The following is a 17,020-nucleotide window of genomic DNA, read 5'->3' as shown; positions in this document are numbered from 1 at the left end:
ATCACCGGTTCTGGGGTGTTTTGTCATGCACGACCGCCCCTTGCCAGGGGCGACCTCAAGCAGAAAACTTCACACCTGCATGGTCATGATGTCACGGTAAGCCGAGACCAGCTTGTTGCGCACCTGGATACTGGTCTGGAAGGAAATGTTGGCTTTCTGCGAAGCGATCATCACATCCGACAGGTTCACGTTGTCATCCCCCATGGCGAAGGCCTGCGACATCTTGGCCGCCTTCTGCTGAGAATCGTTGACCTGGTCGATCGCGCCCTTGAGCACGTCGGCAAAATCCACCCGCTGGGCCGGTTTTTCGGCTGCCACGCTGCTCTGAACCGGGTCCACACCCCCTTGGGCGCGGGCCGCTGCCGCCTTCAACTGGGCTACCATTGCTTCGATCTTGCTGGTGTCGATCACGCTGTCAATTGCCATTTCCCACCTCTTGAGTTCATTTTGCCGCCTGGCAAAAGTACCACGCGCACCTTCGCCATCTACAGCAGCACCTTAACACTGCTGCATTGACAAATCGCACCAATAAGCGGGGAATTTGCCATTCTGTTCGGCCGATCAAATTCCCGCTACCAACGGACAATCCACACTGAGCAAAAAACCTCACAAAGGTAGGCAGTGATCAAAGTATTCATCAAGCTGGCAATCGAGGGAACGCCAGAGGGGAAATCATGGCGGTAGCAGCCGACGGCACGATGACCGGCGAGACCAACAATTCGGGCGAACTCGGCAACAACGAGGGCATGCCCCAGGGGCAGTCCGCCCAGGGCGGCATGATGGGCTACGCCCGTTCGCCCCAGGGCAAGCGTATTCTGCTCATCATTGCCGCCGCCGCGACTCTGGCGCTGATGGCCGGCATCTGGCTGTGGAGCCAGAAGGTCGAGTATCGCGTCCTGTTCGCCAACTTCAATGACCGCGACGGTGGCGCCATCGTGGCCTCGTTGCAGCAGATGAACGTGCCCTACAAGTATTCCGAAGGCGGCACGGCCATCCTGGTGCCCGAAAACATGGTGCATGACGCGCGCCTGAAACTGGCCGCCCAGGGCCTGCCCAAGGGTGGCAATGTCGGCTTCGAGCTGATGGAGAACCAGAAGCTGGGCATTTCCCAGTTCCTGGAACAAGTCAATTTCCAGCGCGCCCTGGAAGGCGAACTGGCGCGCTCGGTGGAATCCCTGGCGCCGGTCCAGACCGCCCGTGTGCACCTGGCCCTGCCCAAAGCCTCGGTGTTCGTGCGCGACCAGCAAAAGCCGACCGCCTCGGTGATCCTGAGCCTCTATCCGGGCCGCTACCTCGATCAGCAACAGGTCAGTGCCGTCGTGCACCTGGTCGCCAGCAGCGTCCCCGAGCTCTCGCCCAAGGCCGTGACCATCGTCGACCAGAACGGCAATCTGCTCTCCGACACCACCAAGCAAGGCCAGACCAACACCCTCGATCCGACCCAGCTGAAGTATGTCCAGGATCTGCAGCAGGATATCGTCAAGCGCGTCGAATCCATCATTGCACCCATCGTCGGCAACGGCAACGTGCGTGCCGAGGCCACGGCCGATGTGGACTTCTCCCGCTCCGAGCAGGCTTCCGAAGCCTACAAGCCCAATCAGACCCGTGACACCGCCGCCGTTCGCAGCAAGCAGAGCAGCGAGTCCAACAGCGCCACCTCCGGCACGTCGGGCGTACCCGGCGCGCTGACCAACCAGCCCCCTGCCCCGGCCACCGCCCAGATCGTCAATCCGGCGGCCGCCAATGGTGCAGCCAACCAGAATACTGCGGCCACGCCCAATGGCGCAGCACCGACTCCTGCGGCCAGCGGCAATTCGCGCAAAGATGAGACCATCAACTACGAGGTCGACAAGACGGTGCGCTACACCCAGCAACCCATGGGTGGCGTGCGTCGCCTGACGGTGGCCGTGGTGGTGAACTACAAGCGCACCCTGGACAACACCGGCAAGATCGTCATGCGCCCGCTGACCGAAGCCGAGCGCAACCAGATCACCGATCTGGTCAAGGAGGCGATGGGTTACAACAAGGATCGCGGCGACTCGCTCAACGTGGTCAACACCCAGTTCAGCACCGACATGGAACCGGAAGTGCCGCTGTGGAAGCAGCCGGGCATGATCGAACTGGCCAAGGAAATCGGCAAGTACGTGCTGGTGGCCGCGGTCCTGCTGTTCCTCTACTTCCGCGTGCTGCGCCCCATCGTCTGGAAGCTGTCGGGCCGCGAAGAACGCGAACGTCTGGCCAAGGAAAAGGCCGAGGCCGAAGCCGCCGCCGCTGCCGCAGCGGTTGCCGCCGGCTTCGATCCGGACGATCCGGACGCCATCGTCAACCTCTCCGGCGAGCCGGCAGTGGACGAACGTGCCCAGTACAAGGCCAATCTGGAAACCGCCAAGCAGTGGGCCAAGAATGATCCGAAACTGGTGGCAAGCATCATCAAGTCATGGGTGAACAATGAGTAACGACGGCGTTCAAAAAGGCGCCATCCTGATGCTCGCCCTGGGCGAGGATGAGGCCGCCGAAGTCATGAAATATCTGGGTCCGAAAGAGGTCCAGAAGCTGGGCGCGGCCATGTCGGCCCTGCGCAATGTCAGCTTCGAAGAAATCAACGAAGTGCTGGAAGCCTTCGTCGCCGAGACCGGCCAGGCCTCCTCGCTGGGACTGGATTCGGACGAATACATCCGTAGCGTGCTGACCAAGGCCCTGGGCGACGACAAGGCCACCTCCCTGCTCAACCGCATCCTGGGCGGACGCGATGCGTCCGGCATCGAAAGCCTCAAGTGGATGGACGCGCAGTCCGTGGCCGAGCTCATCCGCAACGAACACCCGCAGATCATCGCCACCATCCTGGTCCACCTGGAGCGCGACCATGCCTGCGGCATCATCAACAATTTCACGGAACGTTTGCGCAACGACGTCATCCTTCGTATTGCAACTCTGGACGGCGTGCAACCGGCCGCGTTGCGCGAACTCAATGACGTGTTGACCAAGCTGCTGACCGGCAACGAAAGCCTCAAGAAGCAACAGATGGGCGGCATCCGCACTGCGGCCGAGATCCTCAACTTCATGTCGGGCGAGAACGAGACCTCGGTGATGAACAACCTGCGCTCCTACGACGAGGACATGGCGCAGAAGATCATGGACGAGATGTTCGTCTTCGAGAACATCATCGATATCGACGGCCGCGGCATCCAGCTGCTGCTGCGCGAAGTCCAGTCCGAGTCGCTGATCGTGGCCCTCAAGGGTGCCTCGCAAGGCCTGCGCGACAAGATCTTCGCCAACATGTCGCAGCGTGCGGCCGAGATGATGAAGGAAGACCTGGAGTCCAAGGGACCGGTGCGCCTGTCCGAAGTGGATGCGCAACAGAAGGCCATTCTGCAGATCGTGCGCCGCCTGGCCGACGAAGGCCAGATCGTGCTGGGTGCCAAGGGCGAGGACGCGTTCATCTGATGCACTTGAAGCGGTCCATGCAGGATGCTGTCGGCATGCCGGCCTGAGGAGTCAAAGAAGCCATGCGTGCAAAGATCATACCCAAGGAAGAGATGACGCCCTACCAGCGCTGGGAGCTGGCGTCCTTCAACGAAGAACCCGAACCGGAGCCGGAACCGCTGCCGGAAGAGGAAGAGTTTCTGGAAGAACCGCCGCCAGTCCCCCAACTGACGGCCGAGCAGCTCGACGCCATCCGCGAGGCCGCACGCCAGGAGGGCTTTGCCGAAGGCCGCGGGCACGGCCTGCAGGCCGGCCGCTCGGAGGGCTATATGGCCGGATTGCAGCAAGGCCAGCAGGAAGTCAACGAAGTCATCCAGCACTTCCGCCAGATCGCCGTCAACTTCAGCACCGAAGTCTCCCAGTGCAGCGAAAAGATGGCCCCCGAACTGCTGGACCTGGCACTGGACCTGGCCAAGTCCATGTTGAAGACGGCCTTGAACGTGCGCCCCGAACTGATCCTGCCGACGGTGAGTGCCGCCATCCACGCCCTGCCCGTGCTGCAACTGCCGGCCAGCCTGACACTGCACCCGGACGATGCTGCGCTGGTGCGCAAGCACCTGGGCGAAGAACTGGCCCAGCAAGGCTGGAAGATCGAGGAAGACGCCCTGCTCGACCGCGGCGGCTGCCGTGTCGAAACCCGCACCAACCAGATCGATGCCACCACCCAGACGCGCTGGCAGCGTCTGGGCGAGTCGCTGTCCAAGCAGCTCGACTGGCTGGAATGAGGTGTCCGCCGTGATACCGACCTGAACGGGAGACCCGCATGAACTCCCCGATGCCATCCCATAGCAGCCTGTGGCAAGCCTATCTGCACAACTGTCGCAGCCTGGTGGCCATGACCGAGCCTACCCGCACGGCCGGGCGCATCACGCGCGTGGCCGGACTGGTGATGGAAGCGGTCGGACTGAAGCTTCCTGTGGGCAGCCCCTGCAATGTGCCACTGCCCAACGGCACGATGATCGAAGCCGAAGTCGTCGGTTTTCAAGATGAACGTTTGTTCCTGATGCCGCAGAGCGATGTCGAAGGCATCGTTCCCGGCACCCGCGTCTATCCCGTCGAACCGGTGCGTCCACCGCCGCGCACCGGCCCCATCAGCTTCACCCCGCGCCGCGCCGACGAGCACAGCCGCCGCCTGCCGGTCGGTGACGAACTGCTGGGCCGCGTGCTCGACGGCGCCGGCCGTCCGCTGGACAATCTCGGCCCCCTGCACACTGAACGCTCGGCCCCGCTGGCCGTGCGCGCCGCCAACCCGCTGGGACGCGCACCGATCCGCGACATCCTGGACACCGGCATTCGCGCCATCAACACCATGCTTACCGTGGGACGGGGCCAGCGCATGGGCCTGTTCGCCGGCTCCGGCGTAGGCAAGAGCGTGCTGCTGGGCATGATGGCGCGCTATACCAGCGCCGATGTGATCGTGGTCGGCCTGATCGGTGAGCGCGGCCGCGAAGTGAAGGAATTCATCGAACAGATCCTTGGTGCCGAGGGCCTGGCACGCTCGGTGGTGGTGGCTGCACCGGCCGACACCCCGCCGCTCATGCGCCTGCAGGGCGCCGCGTATTGCACTTCCATTGCCGAGTATTTCCGCGACCAGGGCAAGGATGTGCTGCTGATCATGGATTCGCTGACCCGTTACGCCATGGCGCAGCGCGAAATTGCCCTGGCCATCGGCGAGCCGCCGGCCACCAAGGGCTACCCGCCCTCGGTCTTCGCCAAGCTGCCGGCCCTGGTGGAACGCGCCGGCAATGGCGATGAGGGAGGCGGCTCCATCACCGCCTTCTACACCGTGCTGACCGAAGGCGACGACCAGCAGGACCCGATCGCCGATGCCGCCCGCGCCATCCTGGACGGCCACATCGTGCTCAACCGCCAGTTGGCCGAAGCCGGCCACTATCCGGCCATCGACATCGAGCAATCCATCAGCCGTGCCATGCACAGCATTACCGACGCCGACCATCAGCGCCGTTCACGCCATCTGAAGCAATTGTATTCACGTTTCCAGCGCAACCGCGACCTCATCAACGTGGGCGCCTATGCCGCCGGCAGCGATCCGATCCTGGATGAAGCCATTGCCTTGTTGCCAAGAATGGAAGCCTTTTTGCAGCAAGGCATCCATGAGCAAGCCGATGTATCAGAGAGCTTGAGGCAACTTACCGCTCTATTCGGGTGATTGAGCGCGCATCCTCAAAAATATAATCAGAGCGATCATGGCTACTCCCTCCGCACTTGATACGCTGATTGAATTGGCGACCAAAGAGACCGACGAAGCGACCAAGCGCCTCGGTCGGGCTATTCGCGTGAGTGAAGAAGCACAGCAGAAGCTGGGCATCCTGCAGCAATACCGCGACGATTACGCCGCGCGCTTCCAGGAAACACTGACCAATGGCCTGACTGCGCTGGCCTATCGCAATTTCCAGTTGTTCCTGGAAAAGATCGACAACGCCATCGACGGCCAGGTCAACGTGGTACAAAGCAGCCAGCAGCGTGTGGCCGAAGCCCGTGCAGCATGGCAGGCCTGCGAGCGCAAGCGCATGTCCTATGACACCCTGGCCACCCGCGCCCGGGACCAGGAGCAGCGCAAGGAAAACAAGCGCGACCAGAAGTCCATGGACGAGCATGCCGCCCGCATCAGTTTCTACAAGCGCTGAGCGCTGAAACACCCGGCCACGCAATACCGAAACCGTACGCAACGCACCACAACCCGCATCCTAGAGCAGCAGACAGCACTTACCGACAGGCCCACCATCATGAACACTTCCCTGCCGTTGTTGAACGTGATTACCGGCTCCCAGGCCGCCACAGGCGCGCGCTCGGGCAATCCTGCCGACAGCTTCTCGGCCGATGTCCCCTTCAACCAGGTGCTCAACAGCCAGGTCAGCACGCGCGTGCAGGACAACCAGGCCCAGGCGCGCCAGGCCCAGCAGAACGCCGACAACCAGGCCGCCAATGCCCAGGCTGCGGCCAAACAGGCGGCCGCCAGTCAATCGGCTGCCAGCCAGCAATCCCCCAACGCCGCCAACAGCGCCAGTCACGCCGGCAAGAGCGACGGCAGTGACGAGAGCAGCCAGGTCAGCGACAAGGACAAGGACGAAGACGGCAGCGACACCACCACCCAGGCCTCGGCCGAACTGCTGGCCCTGGTGGCCAACATCGCCCAGAACGCCGTCAAGCCCGGCGATGGCAAGGCCAAGGGCGAGAGCAGCGAGGCCGACCTGCTGGCCCAGGCCAAGCGCGGCGGTGGCAAGCTGTCCCTGGCGGATCAGCAGCAAGCCCTGGCCGAAGACAAGCAAGGCAAGCTCGATCCGACCGCCCTGCAGGATGCCCTGGCTGCCGCCAGAGGCAAGCAGGGTGCCGCCGCCGGCGAACTGGCCGGCAAGAGCAACGCCGAGGCCAACCCGCCCCAGCAAAACGGCCACGGCAAGGACGGCAAGCCAGCCATCGACCTCAGCGCCGCCGCCAAGGCCGAGCCCAAGGAAGATGCCAGCGCCCTGGCCGCACGTGCCCAGCTGAACAAGACCGCGCCCGAGATGGCAGCGCCTGCCCGACAGGACCAGGCCCAGGCGGCCCCGCAGCCGCTGGCCTTGCCCGTCATGCAGCAAACCGCTGCGGCCAACCAGACGCAGGCCGTGTTCGCCCCGGCCTACAGCGACAAGATCCAGTCCAACGTCGGCAGCGCCGGCTGGAACCAGGCCCTGGGCACCAAGATCACCTGGATGGCCACCGCCGGCATGCAGAGTGCCTCGCTGAGCCTGAACCCGCCGGACCTGGGCCCGATGCAGGTGGTCCTGAACGTGCACAACCAACAAGCCGATGCCACCTTCATCACCGCCCAGCCGGAAGTGAAGCAGGCGCTGGAAGCGGCCCTGCCCAAGCTGCGCGAAATGATGGACCAGGCCGGCATCCAGCTCGGCCAGGCCAATGTCCAGACCGGCATGCCCAACCAGCATCAGGGGGCAGGCAATGGCCAGCAGCAGGCGCGCAGCGGGTCCTCCTCCAGCTTCGGCAAGGAACAGGAGGGCGACGTCGCCCTCAGCGGCAGCGTCACGGCAGCCGCAACCTCCAGTGGACTGGGCCTGGTCGATACCTTCGTGTAAGCGCCGAGACCGGAAACCTTAAAAAACATGCAATTTTCGTCCGTGCGGGACTCAACAATGCGATTTGGCTGCCGATAAGCAGATAAGCCCTCAACCCGCGCTGACGAACTGAAAGGAATAGTAGATGGCAACAAAAGGAAAAGCCCCGGCCAAGGGAGCTGAAGCAGAAGCAGCACCGGCAAAATCCAGCAAGAAGATGCTCTTCATCATCATCGGTGTCGTGCTGGTACTGGTGATCGGTGGTGCAGCAGCTTTCTTCATGATGGGTGGCAAGGGCAAGAAGGGTGAGGATCATGCCGAAGAAAAGGTCGAGGCCAAGGCGCCGACCTTCGTGGTGATCGAACCCTTTGTGGTGAACCTGCAGCAGGAAACCGGCGACCAGTACCTGCAAGTGGCCATGACCCTGCAGGTGCCCGACAGCCAGACCGCCGAAGCCCTCAAGCTGTACATGCCCCAGGTGCGCAGCCGCCTGCTGATGGTGCTCTCCAGCAAGAAGGCGTCCGAACTGCTCACCAGCGAAGGCAAGCGCCGTCTGACCGACGAGATCATCGACCAACTGGGCGAGCCGTTCTCGGGCAAGGGCAAGGGACCGCAGATCACCGACGTGTTCTACACCTCGTTCGTGATCCAACAGCAGTAACACCGTATCGAAGTCAGAGATCGTCGACCATGGCCGAGCATTTTCTATCACAGGAAGAAGTCGATGCCCTTTTGAAGGGCGTGACGGGAGATGAAGACGAAGAAAAAATCGTCGAAGAAGCTCCTGGTACGGTACGTACCTACAACCTGGCCACGCAGGAACGCATCGTGCGTGGGCGCATGCCCACGCTGGAAATCATCAACGAGCGTTTCGCGCGTCTGTTCCGCATCGGCTTGTTCAACTTCATTCACCGTACCGCCGAGATCTCGGTCGGTCCGGTGAAGGTGTCCAAGTACAGTGAATTCATCCGCAACCTGGTGGTCCCGACCAACCTGAACCTGGTCCACATCAAGCCCTTCCGTGGCATCGGGCTGGTGGTGTTCGACCCGCAGTTCGTGTTCATGCTGGTGGACAACATGTTCGGCGGCGATGGTCGCTTCCATACCCGCATCGAAGGCCGCGAATTCACGCCCACCGAGCAGCGCATCATCATGCGCGTGCTGGAGATCACCTTCGAGACCTACGCCAAGTCGTGGGAACCGATCTATCCGATCGAATTCGAATTCATCCGCTCGGAAATGAATACCCAGTTCGCCAACATCGCCACGCCCAACGAAGTGGTGGTCTCGACCACCTTCACCGTCGAGCTGGGGCCGGTGTCGGGCGAGATCCACATCTGCACGCCCTACTCGATGATCGAGCCGGTGCGTGACCGTCTCACCAGCAGCATGCAGGGCGAAGCGCTGGAAGTGGACAAGCGCTGGATCCGCCTGATGAAGCAGCAGATCCAGACCGCCGAGGTCGAACTGATCGTCAATTTCGGTACTGCCCGAGTCAATTTCACCGATCTGCTGAACATGCAGGTCGGCGACGTCATCGCGCTGCAGACCAATACGACCGTCGAGGCACAGGTTGACGGCGTACCGGTGATGGAATGCAGCTATGGCCAGTCCAATGGTCAATACGCCCTGCGCGTGGAGAAACTGCTGTCCATCACCCATCAAGAAACACCGGAAAGCTTTCAAGGAGATTAGCAATGGCTGATGAGAACGTAGCAGGCGCAGGCGCAGCGGAAGACGATCCGTGGGGCGCGGCCATGGCCGAGCAGAGCGAGGCCGAAGAGGCGCAGAAAAAAGGCGAGATGGAAGACGAGAAAGGCATCACCGCAGCCCCTGCGATGGCCACCGTCTTCAAGGACCTGAGTGCGGCCGATATCAAGACCAATACCCCCAACGACATCGACTTCATCCTCGATATCCCGGTACAACTCACCGTGGAACTGGGCCGCACCAAGATCGCCATCAAGAACCTGCTGCAACTGGCGCAGGGCTCGGTGGTGGAACTCGATGGCATGGCCGGTGAACCGATGGACGTACTGGTCAACGGCTGCCTGATCGCACAAGGCGAAGTGGTGGTGGTCAACGACAAGTTCGGTATCCGCCTGACCGACATCATCACGCCGGCCGAACGCATTCGCAAGCTCAACCGCTGAGCGCAATGACTTCCGTTTCATGAGACGTATTTACGCAGCATCGATGAGACAAGCCTTGCGTCAGTCCCGGGCGGACCTGGTGTCCGCCCTGATCTTTCTGGGCGGCAGTCTGGCTGTCACGGCCCAAAGCCGGGCCGACAACACCACCGCCGGCAGCGTCGCTGTCCCGGCACCGGCAGCAGCCGGCGCTCTTCCCTCCTCCACCGGCAGTGTCTTGACCATGCTCTTGGGGCTGGTCGCGGTACTGGCCGTGATGGCCGCAGTCGCCTGGCTGTTCAAGCGCTTCGGCCTGGCCAGCGGCATGAGCGGCAACGCCGTGGCCAAGGTCGTCGGCGGCGTGTCGGTGGGTACCCGCGAGCGGGTGATGGTGGTCGAAGTCGGCGACCAGTGGATCGTGGTCGGTGTGGCTCCCGGTCGGGTCAATGCCCTGGCCACCCTGCCGCGCCAGGAAGGCGTGGCGGCCCAACCGGTCACGGCCGGACCGGCCTTTGCCACCTGGCTCAAGCACACCATGGACAAACGAAATGGCGGTACCGGCAACGGCGACCGTCCGGGTAATGATGGCAGCACATCCTAAGCCGCGAGGCACACTCTCTTTCCTGCGCCACCGCACCGCCGCGTTGCTGCGCAGCCCCTACTGGTGGCTGGCGCTGCTGTGCCTGCCGCTGGCGGCCTCGGCCCAGCAGGGCCTGCCCGCGCTCAACAGCATGCCCGCCCCAGGCGGCGGCACGAATTATTCGCTGCCGATCCAGACCATGCTGTTGCTCACTTCGCTGTCGTTCATTCCGGCGGCGATGCTGATGATGACCTCGTTCACCCGCATCGTGATCGTGCTGTCCTTGCTGCGCCAGGCACTGGGCACCCAGTCCACGCCACCCACGCAGGTGCTGGTCGGGTTGTCGCTGTTCCTGACCTTCTTCGTGATGAGTCCGGTGTTCGACCGCATCTACACCGAGGCCTACCAGCCCTTCTCGGAAAACAAGATCCAGATGATGGAAGCGCTCGACAAGGGGGCCGCACCGCTCAAGGAATTCATGCTCAAGCAGACCCGCCAGGCCGACCTGGCACTGTATGTGAAGCTCTCGCGCGGACCGGCCCTGCAAGGCCCGGAAGACGTGCCGCTGCGCCTGCTGGTACCGGCCTTCGTTACCAGTGAACTGAAGACCGCTTTCCAGATCGGCTTTGCCATCTTCATTCCCTTCCTCATCATCGACATGGTGGTGGCCAGCATCCTGATGTCGATGGGCATGATGATGATGTCCCCGGCCATCGTCTCGCTGCCCTTCAAGCTGATGCTGTTCGTGCTGGTGGACGGATGGCAGTTGCTGATCGGCTCCCTGGCCCAGAGTTTCTACTAGTCGCCGACCAAGGCAAGGATCACTATGACACCCGAAAGCGTCATGACCATGGGCCGCCAGGCCATCGAAGTCACCCTCCTGGTCGCGGCCCCGATGCTGCTCACTGCCCTGTTCATCGGACTGCTGGTGAGCATCTTCCAGGCCGCGACCCAGATCAACGAGCAGACCCTGGCCTTCATCCCCAAGCTGGTCGGCGTGTTCCTGGCCATGATCATCGCCGGTCCCTGGATGCTGACCATCATCCTCGATTACATGCACACCATGTTCAGCGGCATCCCCGCCATGGTCCAGTAGCACGCCCGCGCGCGGGGCCGCCGCCCTGCGCTTGCCGACCATGCTCACCTTCTCCAGCCAGCAGCTCTATGCCTGGGTCGCCATGTTCATCTGGCCGACCACGCGCATCCTAGGATTGCTCTCCATTGCGCCGCCTTTCGGCAGCACCAGTGTCCCCATGCTGGTGAAGGTGCTGCTGGGCATTGCCATCGGCGCGGTGCTGGCACCGGATGTGCCGGTGCCGCCGGCCATCGATCCGATGTCGATGACGGGCCTGCTGATCCTGTTGCAGCAACTGCTGATCGGTCTGTCCATGGGCTTTGCCATGCGTATCGTCTTTGCCGCCGTGGAGGCCGCCGGGGAGCTGACCAGCTCGACCATGGGCTTGTCCTTCGCGGCCTTCTTCGATCCCCAGACACAGGGGCGCACAGCCGTCATTGGCCAGGTTTTCTCGCTGCTGGCGACCATGGTCTTCCTGAGCCTGAATGGCCACCTGGTGTTGCTGCAGGTGATGGCCGAAAGCTTTCACACCCTGCCCATCACCGGCGTACCGATCACCACCGAAGGCTTCCATCAACTGGGCCTGTGGGGCGCCAAGGTATTCAGCATGGGGGTGCAATTGTCGCTACCGCTGCTCATCGCCCTGCTCATCACCAACTTTGCCCTGGGCATCCTTACCCGTGCGGCTCCCCAACTGAATCTGTTCGGCATCGGGTTTTCGATTACCATGCTGGCTGGCTTCGTCCTGATCGCCTTGGCCCTGCCCTACATGCTCACCCCCTTGCAGCGCTTCCTGGTCGAGGGCGTGGAGATGGTGCGGCTGCTGGGCAGCGTACCGCCGGTCAATGCCTTGCCCAGGCCCTGAGGCCGGCAACCTCCGCTTGCACAAAATTTACGTCTCCTGACGTGCACTCCGGCCGAATTGCCTCACACTGTCGCCTCTGCGGCCAGGTCCGCAGGGCCTTCCTTCGCACTGCCTTCTGACGCATGAACATCGCCTATTTCCGCCGTCCCAAGATCATCTTCGCCGCGCTTGCCATCCTGCTGCTCGCAGGCTATCTGGGGTACCGGGCCTTCACCCCGCCGCCGCCGCCCGCCTACCTTACCGCCACCGCGGCCATCGCCGACATCCAGGACGTGGTCCTGGCCAGCGGTACCGTCAAGGCCTACAAGCAGGTCAGCGTGGGAGCCCAGGTGTCGGGCCAGATCAAGTCACTCAAGGTCGCGCTCGGAGACCACGTCAAGAAGGGCCAACTGGTGGCCGAGATCGATTCCCTGACCCAGGCCAATGCGCTGGCCAGCGCCGAATACTCGCTGCAGAACCTGCAGGCCCAGTTGCGTTCCAAGCAAGCCACCTTGAAGCAGGCGCAACTGGCCTATGCGCGCCAGCAGATGATGCTGGCCGGTGAGGCCAGCTCGCGCGAGAACTTCGAGAGCGCCGAGGCGACCCTGAACTCCACCCGCGCCGACATCGCCGCCCTGCAGGCGCAGATCAGGGACGGCGCCATCAAGGTCGATACCGCCCGCCTGAACCTGGGCTATACCCGCATCACCGCCCCCATCGACGGCGAAGTGGTGGCCATCGTGGCGCAGGAAGGCCAGACCGTGAACGCCAACCAGTCCACTCCGACCATCATCAAGGTGGCCCGCATGGATACTGTGACGGTCAAGGCGCAGATCTCGGAAGCGGACGTAGTCCGCGTCAAGCCTGGCCTGCCGGTGTACTTCACCATCCTGGGCGACCCCGACCACCGCTATCGCACCACCCTGCGCGCCATCGAGCCGGCCCCGGATTCGATCCTGCAGGACGACACCAGTACCAGCACCACCACCAGTACCAGCAGCAGTTCCAGCTCCACGGCGATCTACTACAACGGCCTGCTGGACCTGCCCAACCCGGATGGCAAGCTGCGCATCTCCATGACCACGCAGGTCAACATCGTGCTGGCCGAGGCCAAGGATGCGCTGGTGGTGCCCTCCACCGCACTGGGGGCCAAGGATGCGCAGGGCCGTTACACCGTGCGAGTGCTGGATGCGCAAGGCCAGGCACAGGAGCGCCAGGTGCGCATCGGCATCAACACCAATGCCCAGGTACAGATCATCGAAGGACTCAAGGCCGGTGAGCGCGTGGTGACCGGCACCGCCCTGGCGGGCAGCGCCGACAGCAGCAGCGAGCGCCGTGGCCCGCCGCCGCGCATGTAAGGCGGCCATGACGACGCCCCTGTTGCAACTGCGCGGACTGCGCCGCGACTTTCCCGCCGGTGATGACACCATCACCGTGCTCAACGACATCAACCTCGACATCGCTGCCGGCGAGATGGTCGCCATCGTCGGCGCTTCCGGCTCGGGCAAGTCGACTCTGATGAATATCCTCGGCTGCCTGGACAAGCCCAGTGCCGGCAGCTACCTGGTCGCCGGACGCGAGACCGGCAAGCTGGAGCCGGACGAACTGGCGCAATTGCGGCGCGAGCATTTCGGCTTCATCTTCCAGCGCTACCACCTGCTCTCGGACCTGGATGCCACGGCCAACGTGGAAGTACCGGCGGTCTATGCCGGTCAGGAACCGGCCCAGCGCCGCCAGCGCGCCGCGCAACTGCTGGCGCGACTGGGCCTGGCCGAGCGCGGCCACCACAAGCCGGGCCAGCTCTCGGGCGGGCAGCAGCAGCGCGTCTCGATTGCGCGCGCGCTGATGAATGGCGGCGACGTGATCCTGGCCGACGAACCGACCGGCGCGCTGGACAGCCACAGCGGTCACGAGGTGATGAACATCCTCAAGGAACTGCATGCCGAAGGCCACACCATCATCATCGTCACGCATGACATGCAGGTGGCCGGCAATGCCCAGCGCATCATCGAGATCAAGGACGGCGTGATCGTTGCGGATCGCCGCAACCAGGTACCCGCAGCGGCAGCGGTGAGCAGCGCGCACAAGCAGCAAGGCCAGCAGAGCCGACAGGCCAGCGCCTGGCGCGCCGGACTGGATCGCTTCAAGGAAGCGCTGCGCATGTCCTTGCTGGCCATGAATGCGCACCGCCTGCGCAGCTTCCTGACCATGCTGGGCATCATCATCGGCATCGCCTCGGTGGTATCGGTGGTCGCCCTGGGCAGCGGTTCGCGCGCGCAGATCCTGTCGGACATCAGCGCCATGGGCACCAATACCATCGACATCTTCCCCGGCACCGATTTCGGCGACATGAAATCAGCCGCCATCCGCACCCTCACACCCGCAGATGCCGCCGCCCTGGCCGAGCAGAACTATGTCGACAGTGTCACACCCAGCGTGTCCACGGCCTCCTCCGCACGCTATGGCAACATCTCGGTCAGCGCCACCATCAACGGCGTGGGCGAGCAATATTTCCGCGTACGCGGGCTGAAGATGGCGCAGGGCATGAGCTTCGACAACGACGGCATCCGCCGCCAGGCGCAGGAAGTGGTGATCGATGCCAATACCTACAAGAAGCTCTTCCCCAACGGCGGCAATGCACTGGGCGAAGTGATCTTCCTGGGCAGCGTGCCATGCCGCGTGATCGGCGTGACGCAGAAGCGCGAGAACGGCTTCGGCAACAACAGCGCCCTCAATGTCTGGGTGCCCTACACCACCGCCATGACCCGCGTGATCGGCCAGCGCTACCTGAGCGGCATCACCGTGCGGGTCAGCGACAAGGTCCCCAGCGCGGCCGCCGAGCAGGGCATTACGCAACTGATGACGCTGCGCCATCGCACCAAGGACTTCTACATCTTCAACACCGACAGCATCCGCCAGACCATCGAGAAGGCCACCGCCACGCTGACCCTGCTGGTCTCCATGATTGCGCTGATCTCGCTGGTGGTGGGCGGCATTGGCGTGATGAACATCATGCTGGTCTCGGTCACCGAGCGTACCCGCGAGATCGGCGTGCGCATGGCCGTGGGCGCGCGCCAGGGCGACATCATGCAGCAGTTCCTCATCGAAGCGGTGCTGGTCTGCCTGGCCGGCGGACTGCTGGGCGTGCTGGTGGCGCTGTCCTTTGGCGCGGTGTTTGCCCACTTCGTCAGCAGTTTCCACCTGATCTATTCGACTGTCTCCATCGTCAGCGCCTTTGCCTGCTCCACCCTGATCGGCGTGGTGTTCGGTTTCCTGCCGGCGCGCAATGCCGCGCGCCTCAATCCGGTGGACGCCCTCGCCCGCGAATGAAATTGCACGCCATGTCCAAGCTCCCGAATTTCCCTTCACTTTCCCGCCTGACGCTGTTGCTGGCACTGGCCCTGCTGGGCGGCTGCAGCAGCCTGGTGCGCACTCCCTACACCGCACCGGCGACCCGGACCCCTGCGGCCTGGCAACAGGGTGACCCGGCCGCTGGCGTCAACGCCAGCCAATGGTGGCAAGCCTTCGGCGACCAGACCCTCAACGGCCTCATCGATGAGGCCCTGCGCAAGAACAACGACCTGGCGGTGGCGACCATCAAGCTCAGGCGCGCCCAATTGCAGGCCGGGATCGCCAACGATGCCTTCGTCCCGGCCCTCAGCGCCCAGCTCGGCAGCAGTGCCGGCAAAGCGCTCGATGGCAACGGCCAGACCACCCGCGCCAGCCAGAATTCGGTGAGCCTGTCCTATGAAGTCGACCTGTGGGGCCGCCTGGGCGCCAACTACGACGTGGCCCGCTGGGAAGCCCTGGCCACCGAGCAGGACCGCGCCGCCACTGCCCTGGCCCTGGTCGGCACCACCGCCAACCTCTACTGGACCGGCGCCTACCTGAACCAGCGCATCCAGAACGCCGAACAAAGCATCGCCTACGCGCAGAAGACGCTGGACCTGGTCAATACCCAGTACCGTGCTGGTGCGGTGTCATCCCTGGAGGTGCTCACGGCCCGGCAAAACCTGCTGAGCCAGCAATCCAGCTATACCGAACTGGTGCAGCAGCGGGTGGAAAATGACAATGCCCTGGCCATCCTGTTCGACAGTCCGCCCGGCCAGCGTCGCCAACTGCCGCCGGCCCTGCCGGAGCAGCCCTTGCCGTCCCTGGCGGCGGGCCTGCCGGCCGAACTGCTGGGACGACGTCCGGATCTGCGGGCAGCCGAATTGCGACTGCGCGAAGCCCTGGCCAATGTCGACCTGACACGGACCGGCTTTTATCCGCAGCTGAGCCTGACCGGCTCGCTCGGCACCAGCAGCGATGCCCTGCTGCGTCTGGTGCAGAATCCGGTGGCTTCGCTGGCCGCGCAACTGACCCTGCCCTTCCTGCAACAGACCCAGATGAAGCTCAAGGTCGGCGTCTCCCAGGCCGACTACGACAGTGCCCTCACGCAGTTCCGCCAGACCCTGTACGCCGCCTTCAGCGATGTCGAAAACGCCCTGTCGGCGCGCGAGCAATATGCCCGGCAGCAGGCGCTGCAGGCCCGCAACGTCGAGGTGGCACGCGCGGCCGAGCAGCTCTACGCGCTGCGTTACCGGGCCGGCTCGGCCACCTTGCAAGCCTGGCTGGACCAGCAGGACAAGCGCCGCAGCGCCGAGGACACTCTGGCCCAGGTGCGGCTGAACCAGTTGAAGAACCAGATGACGCTATACCAGGCCCTGGGTGGCGATGCCCGCGCGACTCCTCCCCGGTGAAACGCGATGGCCCCAAGCAAAAAGGCGAACCCGCGGGTTCGCCTTTTTGCATTTTCCTTCACTGCGATCGGCCTGCAACGCCGTCGCTGTGAAG

Annotated in this window: 17 protein-coding genes; 16 read left to right on the top strand and 1 reads right to left on the bottom strand. The window is 63.5% G+C overall.

Going from position 1 to position 17,020, the window contains the following annotated elements:
- Positions 1 to 69: 69 nt before the first annotated feature.
- Positions 70 to 426 (bottom strand): flagellar hook-basal body complex protein FliE, encoded by a 357-nt coding sequence (gene fliE, locus HNO82_RS00970; protein WP_008328197.1) that lies wholly within the window; start codon positions 424 to 426, stop codon positions 70 to 72.
- A 248-nt stretch (positions 427 to 674) separates the two neighbouring features.
- Here fliE and fliF point away from each other — a divergent pair, with 248 nt between their 5' ends.
- The 16 genes from fliF to HNO82_RS00890 all read left to right on the top strand — a co-directional run bounded on the left by fliF (position 675) and on the right by HNO82_RS00890 (position 16,926).
- Positions 675 to 2,456 carry a flagellar basal-body MS-ring/collar protein FliF gene (gene fliF / locus HNO82_RS00965; protein ID WP_008328195.1) on the top strand — a complete coding sequence of 594 codons (1,782 nt, stop codon included), beginning with the start codon at positions 675 to 677 and terminating at the stop codon, positions 2,454 to 2,456.
- On the top strand, positions 2,449 to 3,444 hold the full coding sequence (gene fliG, locus HNO82_RS00960; RefSeq protein ID WP_006462657.1) for a flagellar motor switch protein FliG: 996 nt from the start codon (positions 2,449 to 2,451) through the stop codon (positions 3,442 to 3,444). Before fliF ends, fliG begins: the two co-directional genes overlap by 8 nt.
- A 62-nt stretch (positions 3,445 to 3,506) precedes the next feature.
- Complete coding sequence (gene fliH / locus HNO82_RS00955; RefSeq protein ID WP_008328191.1) at positions 3,507 to 4,208, top strand: flagellar assembly protein FliH; 702 nt, start codon at positions 3,507 to 3,509, stop codon at positions 4,206 to 4,208.
- 38 nt (positions 4,209 to 4,246) lie between these two features.
- Positions 4,247 to 5,653 carry a flagellar protein export ATPase FliI gene (gene fliI, locus HNO82_RS00950; RefSeq protein ID WP_175342446.1) on the top strand — a complete coding sequence of 469 codons (1,407 nt, stop codon included), beginning with the start codon at positions 4,247 to 4,249 and terminating at the stop codon, positions 5,651 to 5,653.
- Positions 5,654 to 5,690: 37 nt separating this feature from the next.
- Positions 5,691 to 6,131, top strand: coding sequence for a flagellar export protein FliJ (gene fliJ / locus HNO82_RS00945; RefSeq protein WP_034350233.1), 441 nt, complete (start codon positions 5,691 to 5,693; stop codon positions 6,129 to 6,131).
- 99 nt (positions 6,132 to 6,230) lie between these two features.
- Entirely contained in the window at positions 6,231 to 7,577 is a 1,347-nt protein-coding gene (locus HNO82_RS00940; protein ID WP_175342445.1) for a flagellar hook-length control protein FliK, read from the top strand.
- 124 nt (positions 7,578 to 7,701) lie between these two features.
- A complete protein-coding gene (gene fliL / locus HNO82_RS00935) occupies positions 7,702 to 8,217 on the top strand; it encodes a flagellar basal body-associated protein FliL (RefSeq protein WP_008328183.1) in 516 nt (171 codons plus the stop codon).
- Positions 8,218 to 8,246: 29 nt separating this feature from the next.
- Positions 8,247 to 9,251: a flagellar motor switch protein FliM gene (gene fliM, locus HNO82_RS00930; protein ID WP_008328180.1), complete on the top strand. Its 1,005-nt coding sequence runs from the start codon at positions 8,247 to 8,249 to the stop codon at positions 9,249 to 9,251.
- A 2-nt stretch (positions 9,252 to 9,253) separates the two neighbouring features.
- The gene (fliN, locus tag HNO82_RS00925) at positions 9,254 to 9,709 is read left to right on the top strand and encodes a flagellar motor switch protein FliN (protein WP_008328178.1); all 456 of its coding nucleotides are present in this window, start codon (positions 9,254 to 9,256) and stop codon (positions 9,707 to 9,709) included.
- A 43-nt stretch (positions 9,710 to 9,752) separates the two neighbouring features.
- Complete coding sequence (fliO, locus tag HNO82_RS00920; protein ID WP_157174203.1) at positions 9,753 to 10,286, top strand: flagellar biosynthetic protein FliO; 534 nt, start codon at positions 9,753 to 9,755, stop codon at positions 10,284 to 10,286.
- A complete protein-coding gene (gene fliP / locus HNO82_RS00915; protein WP_369770097.1) occupies positions 10,270 to 11,067 on the top strand; it encodes a flagellar type III secretion system pore protein FliP in 798 nt (265 codons plus the stop codon). The genes fliO and fliP overlap by 17 nt, the downstream gene beginning before the upstream one ends.
- A 24-nt stretch (positions 11,068 to 11,091) precedes the next feature.
- Entirely contained in the window at positions 11,092 to 11,361 is a 270-nt protein-coding gene (fliQ, locus tag HNO82_RS00910; RefSeq protein WP_008328172.1) for a flagellar biosynthesis protein FliQ, read from the top strand.
- A gap of 40 nt (positions 11,362 to 11,401) precedes the next feature.
- The gene (gene fliR, locus HNO82_RS00905) at positions 11,402 to 12,205 is read left to right on the top strand and encodes a flagellar biosynthetic protein FliR (protein WP_175342444.1); all 804 of its coding nucleotides are present in this window, start codon (positions 11,402 to 11,404) and stop codon (positions 12,203 to 12,205) included.
- A 122-nt stretch (positions 12,206 to 12,327) separates the two neighbouring features.
- Positions 12,328 to 13,542, top strand: a complete 1,215-nt coding sequence (locus HNO82_RS00900) for an efflux RND transporter periplasmic adaptor subunit (protein WP_175342443.1) — start codon at positions 12,328 to 12,330, stop codon at positions 13,540 to 13,542.
- A gap of 7 nt (positions 13,543 to 13,549) precedes the next feature.
- On the top strand, positions 13,550 to 15,514 hold the full coding sequence (locus HNO82_RS00895; protein WP_175342442.1) for a MacB family efflux pump subunit: 1,965 nt from the start codon (positions 13,550 to 13,552) through the stop codon (positions 15,512 to 15,514).
- Between the two features lie 11 nt (positions 15,515 to 15,525).
- Complete coding sequence (locus HNO82_RS00890) at positions 15,526 to 16,926, top strand: efflux transporter outer membrane subunit (RefSeq protein ID WP_008328162.1); 1,401 nt, start codon at positions 15,526 to 15,528, stop codon at positions 16,924 to 16,926.
- Positions 16,927 to 17,020 lie beyond the last annotated feature (94 nt).

This window comes from Herbaspirillum sp. C9C3 (assembly GCF_013359625.1).
Taxonomy (GTDB): Bacteria; Pseudomonadota; Gammaproteobacteria; order Burkholderiales; family Burkholderiaceae_D; genus Herbaspirillum.
Note: the sequence above shows the minus strand (reverse complement) of the source record. Positions and strands in the feature narration are given on the sequence as shown.

Coding starts and splice junctions, on each gene's coding strand:
- fliG (WP_006462657.1), top strand. CDS start 2,449: ATGAGTAACGACGGCGTTCAAAAAGGCGCCATCCTGATGCTCGCCCTG.
- HNO82_RS00900 (WP_175342443.1), top strand. CDS start 12,328: ATGAACATCGCCTATTTCCGCCGTCCCAAGATCATCTTCGCCGCGCTT.
- fliL (WP_008328183.1), top strand. CDS start 7,702: ATGGCAACAAAAGGAAAAGCCCCGGCCAAGGGAGCTGAAGCAGAAGCA.
- fliF (WP_008328195.1), top strand. CDS start 675: ATGGCGGTAGCAGCCGACGGCACGATGACCGGCGAGACCAACAATTCG.
- fliN (WP_008328178.1), top strand. CDS start 9,254: ATGGCTGATGAGAACGTAGCAGGCGCAGGCGCAGCGGAAGACGATCCG.
- fliE (WP_008328197.1), bottom strand. CDS start 426: ATGGCAATTGACAGCGTGATCGACACCAGCAAGATCGAAGCAATGGTA.
- fliH (WP_008328191.1), top strand. CDS start 3,507: ATGCGTGCAAAGATCATACCCAAGGAAGAGATGACGCCCTACCAGCGC.
- HNO82_RS00895 (WP_175342442.1), top strand. CDS start 13,550: ATGACGACGCCCCTGTTGCAACTGCGCGGACTGCGCCGCGACTTTCCC.
- fliR (WP_175342444.1), top strand. CDS start 11,402: ATGCTCACCTTCTCCAGCCAGCAGCTCTATGCCTGGGTCGCCATGTTC.
- fliO (WP_157174203.1), top strand. CDS start 9,753: ATGAGACAAGCCTTGCGTCAGTCCCGGGCGGACCTGGTGTCCGCCCTG.
- fliQ (WP_008328172.1), top strand. CDS start 11,092: ATGACACCCGAAAGCGTCATGACCATGGGCCGCCAGGCCATCGAAGTC.
- fliI (WP_175342446.1), top strand. CDS start 4,247: ATGAACTCCCCGATGCCATCCCATAGCAGCCTGTGGCAAGCCTATCTG.
- fliP (WP_369770097.1), top strand. CDS start 10,270: ATGGCAGCACATCCTAAGCCGCGAGGCACACTCTCTTTCCTGCGCCAC.
- fliM (WP_008328180.1), top strand. CDS start 8,247: ATGGCCGAGCATTTTCTATCACAGGAAGAAGTCGATGCCCTTTTGAAG.
- HNO82_RS00890 (WP_008328162.1), top strand. CDS start 15,526: ATGTCCAAGCTCCCGAATTTCCCTTCACTTTCCCGCCTGACGCTGTTG.
- HNO82_RS00940 (WP_175342445.1), top strand. CDS start 6,231: ATGAACACTTCCCTGCCGTTGTTGAACGTGATTACCGGCTCCCAGGCC.
- fliJ (WP_034350233.1), top strand. CDS start 5,691: ATGGCTACTCCCTCCGCACTTGATACGCTGATTGAATTGGCGACCAAA.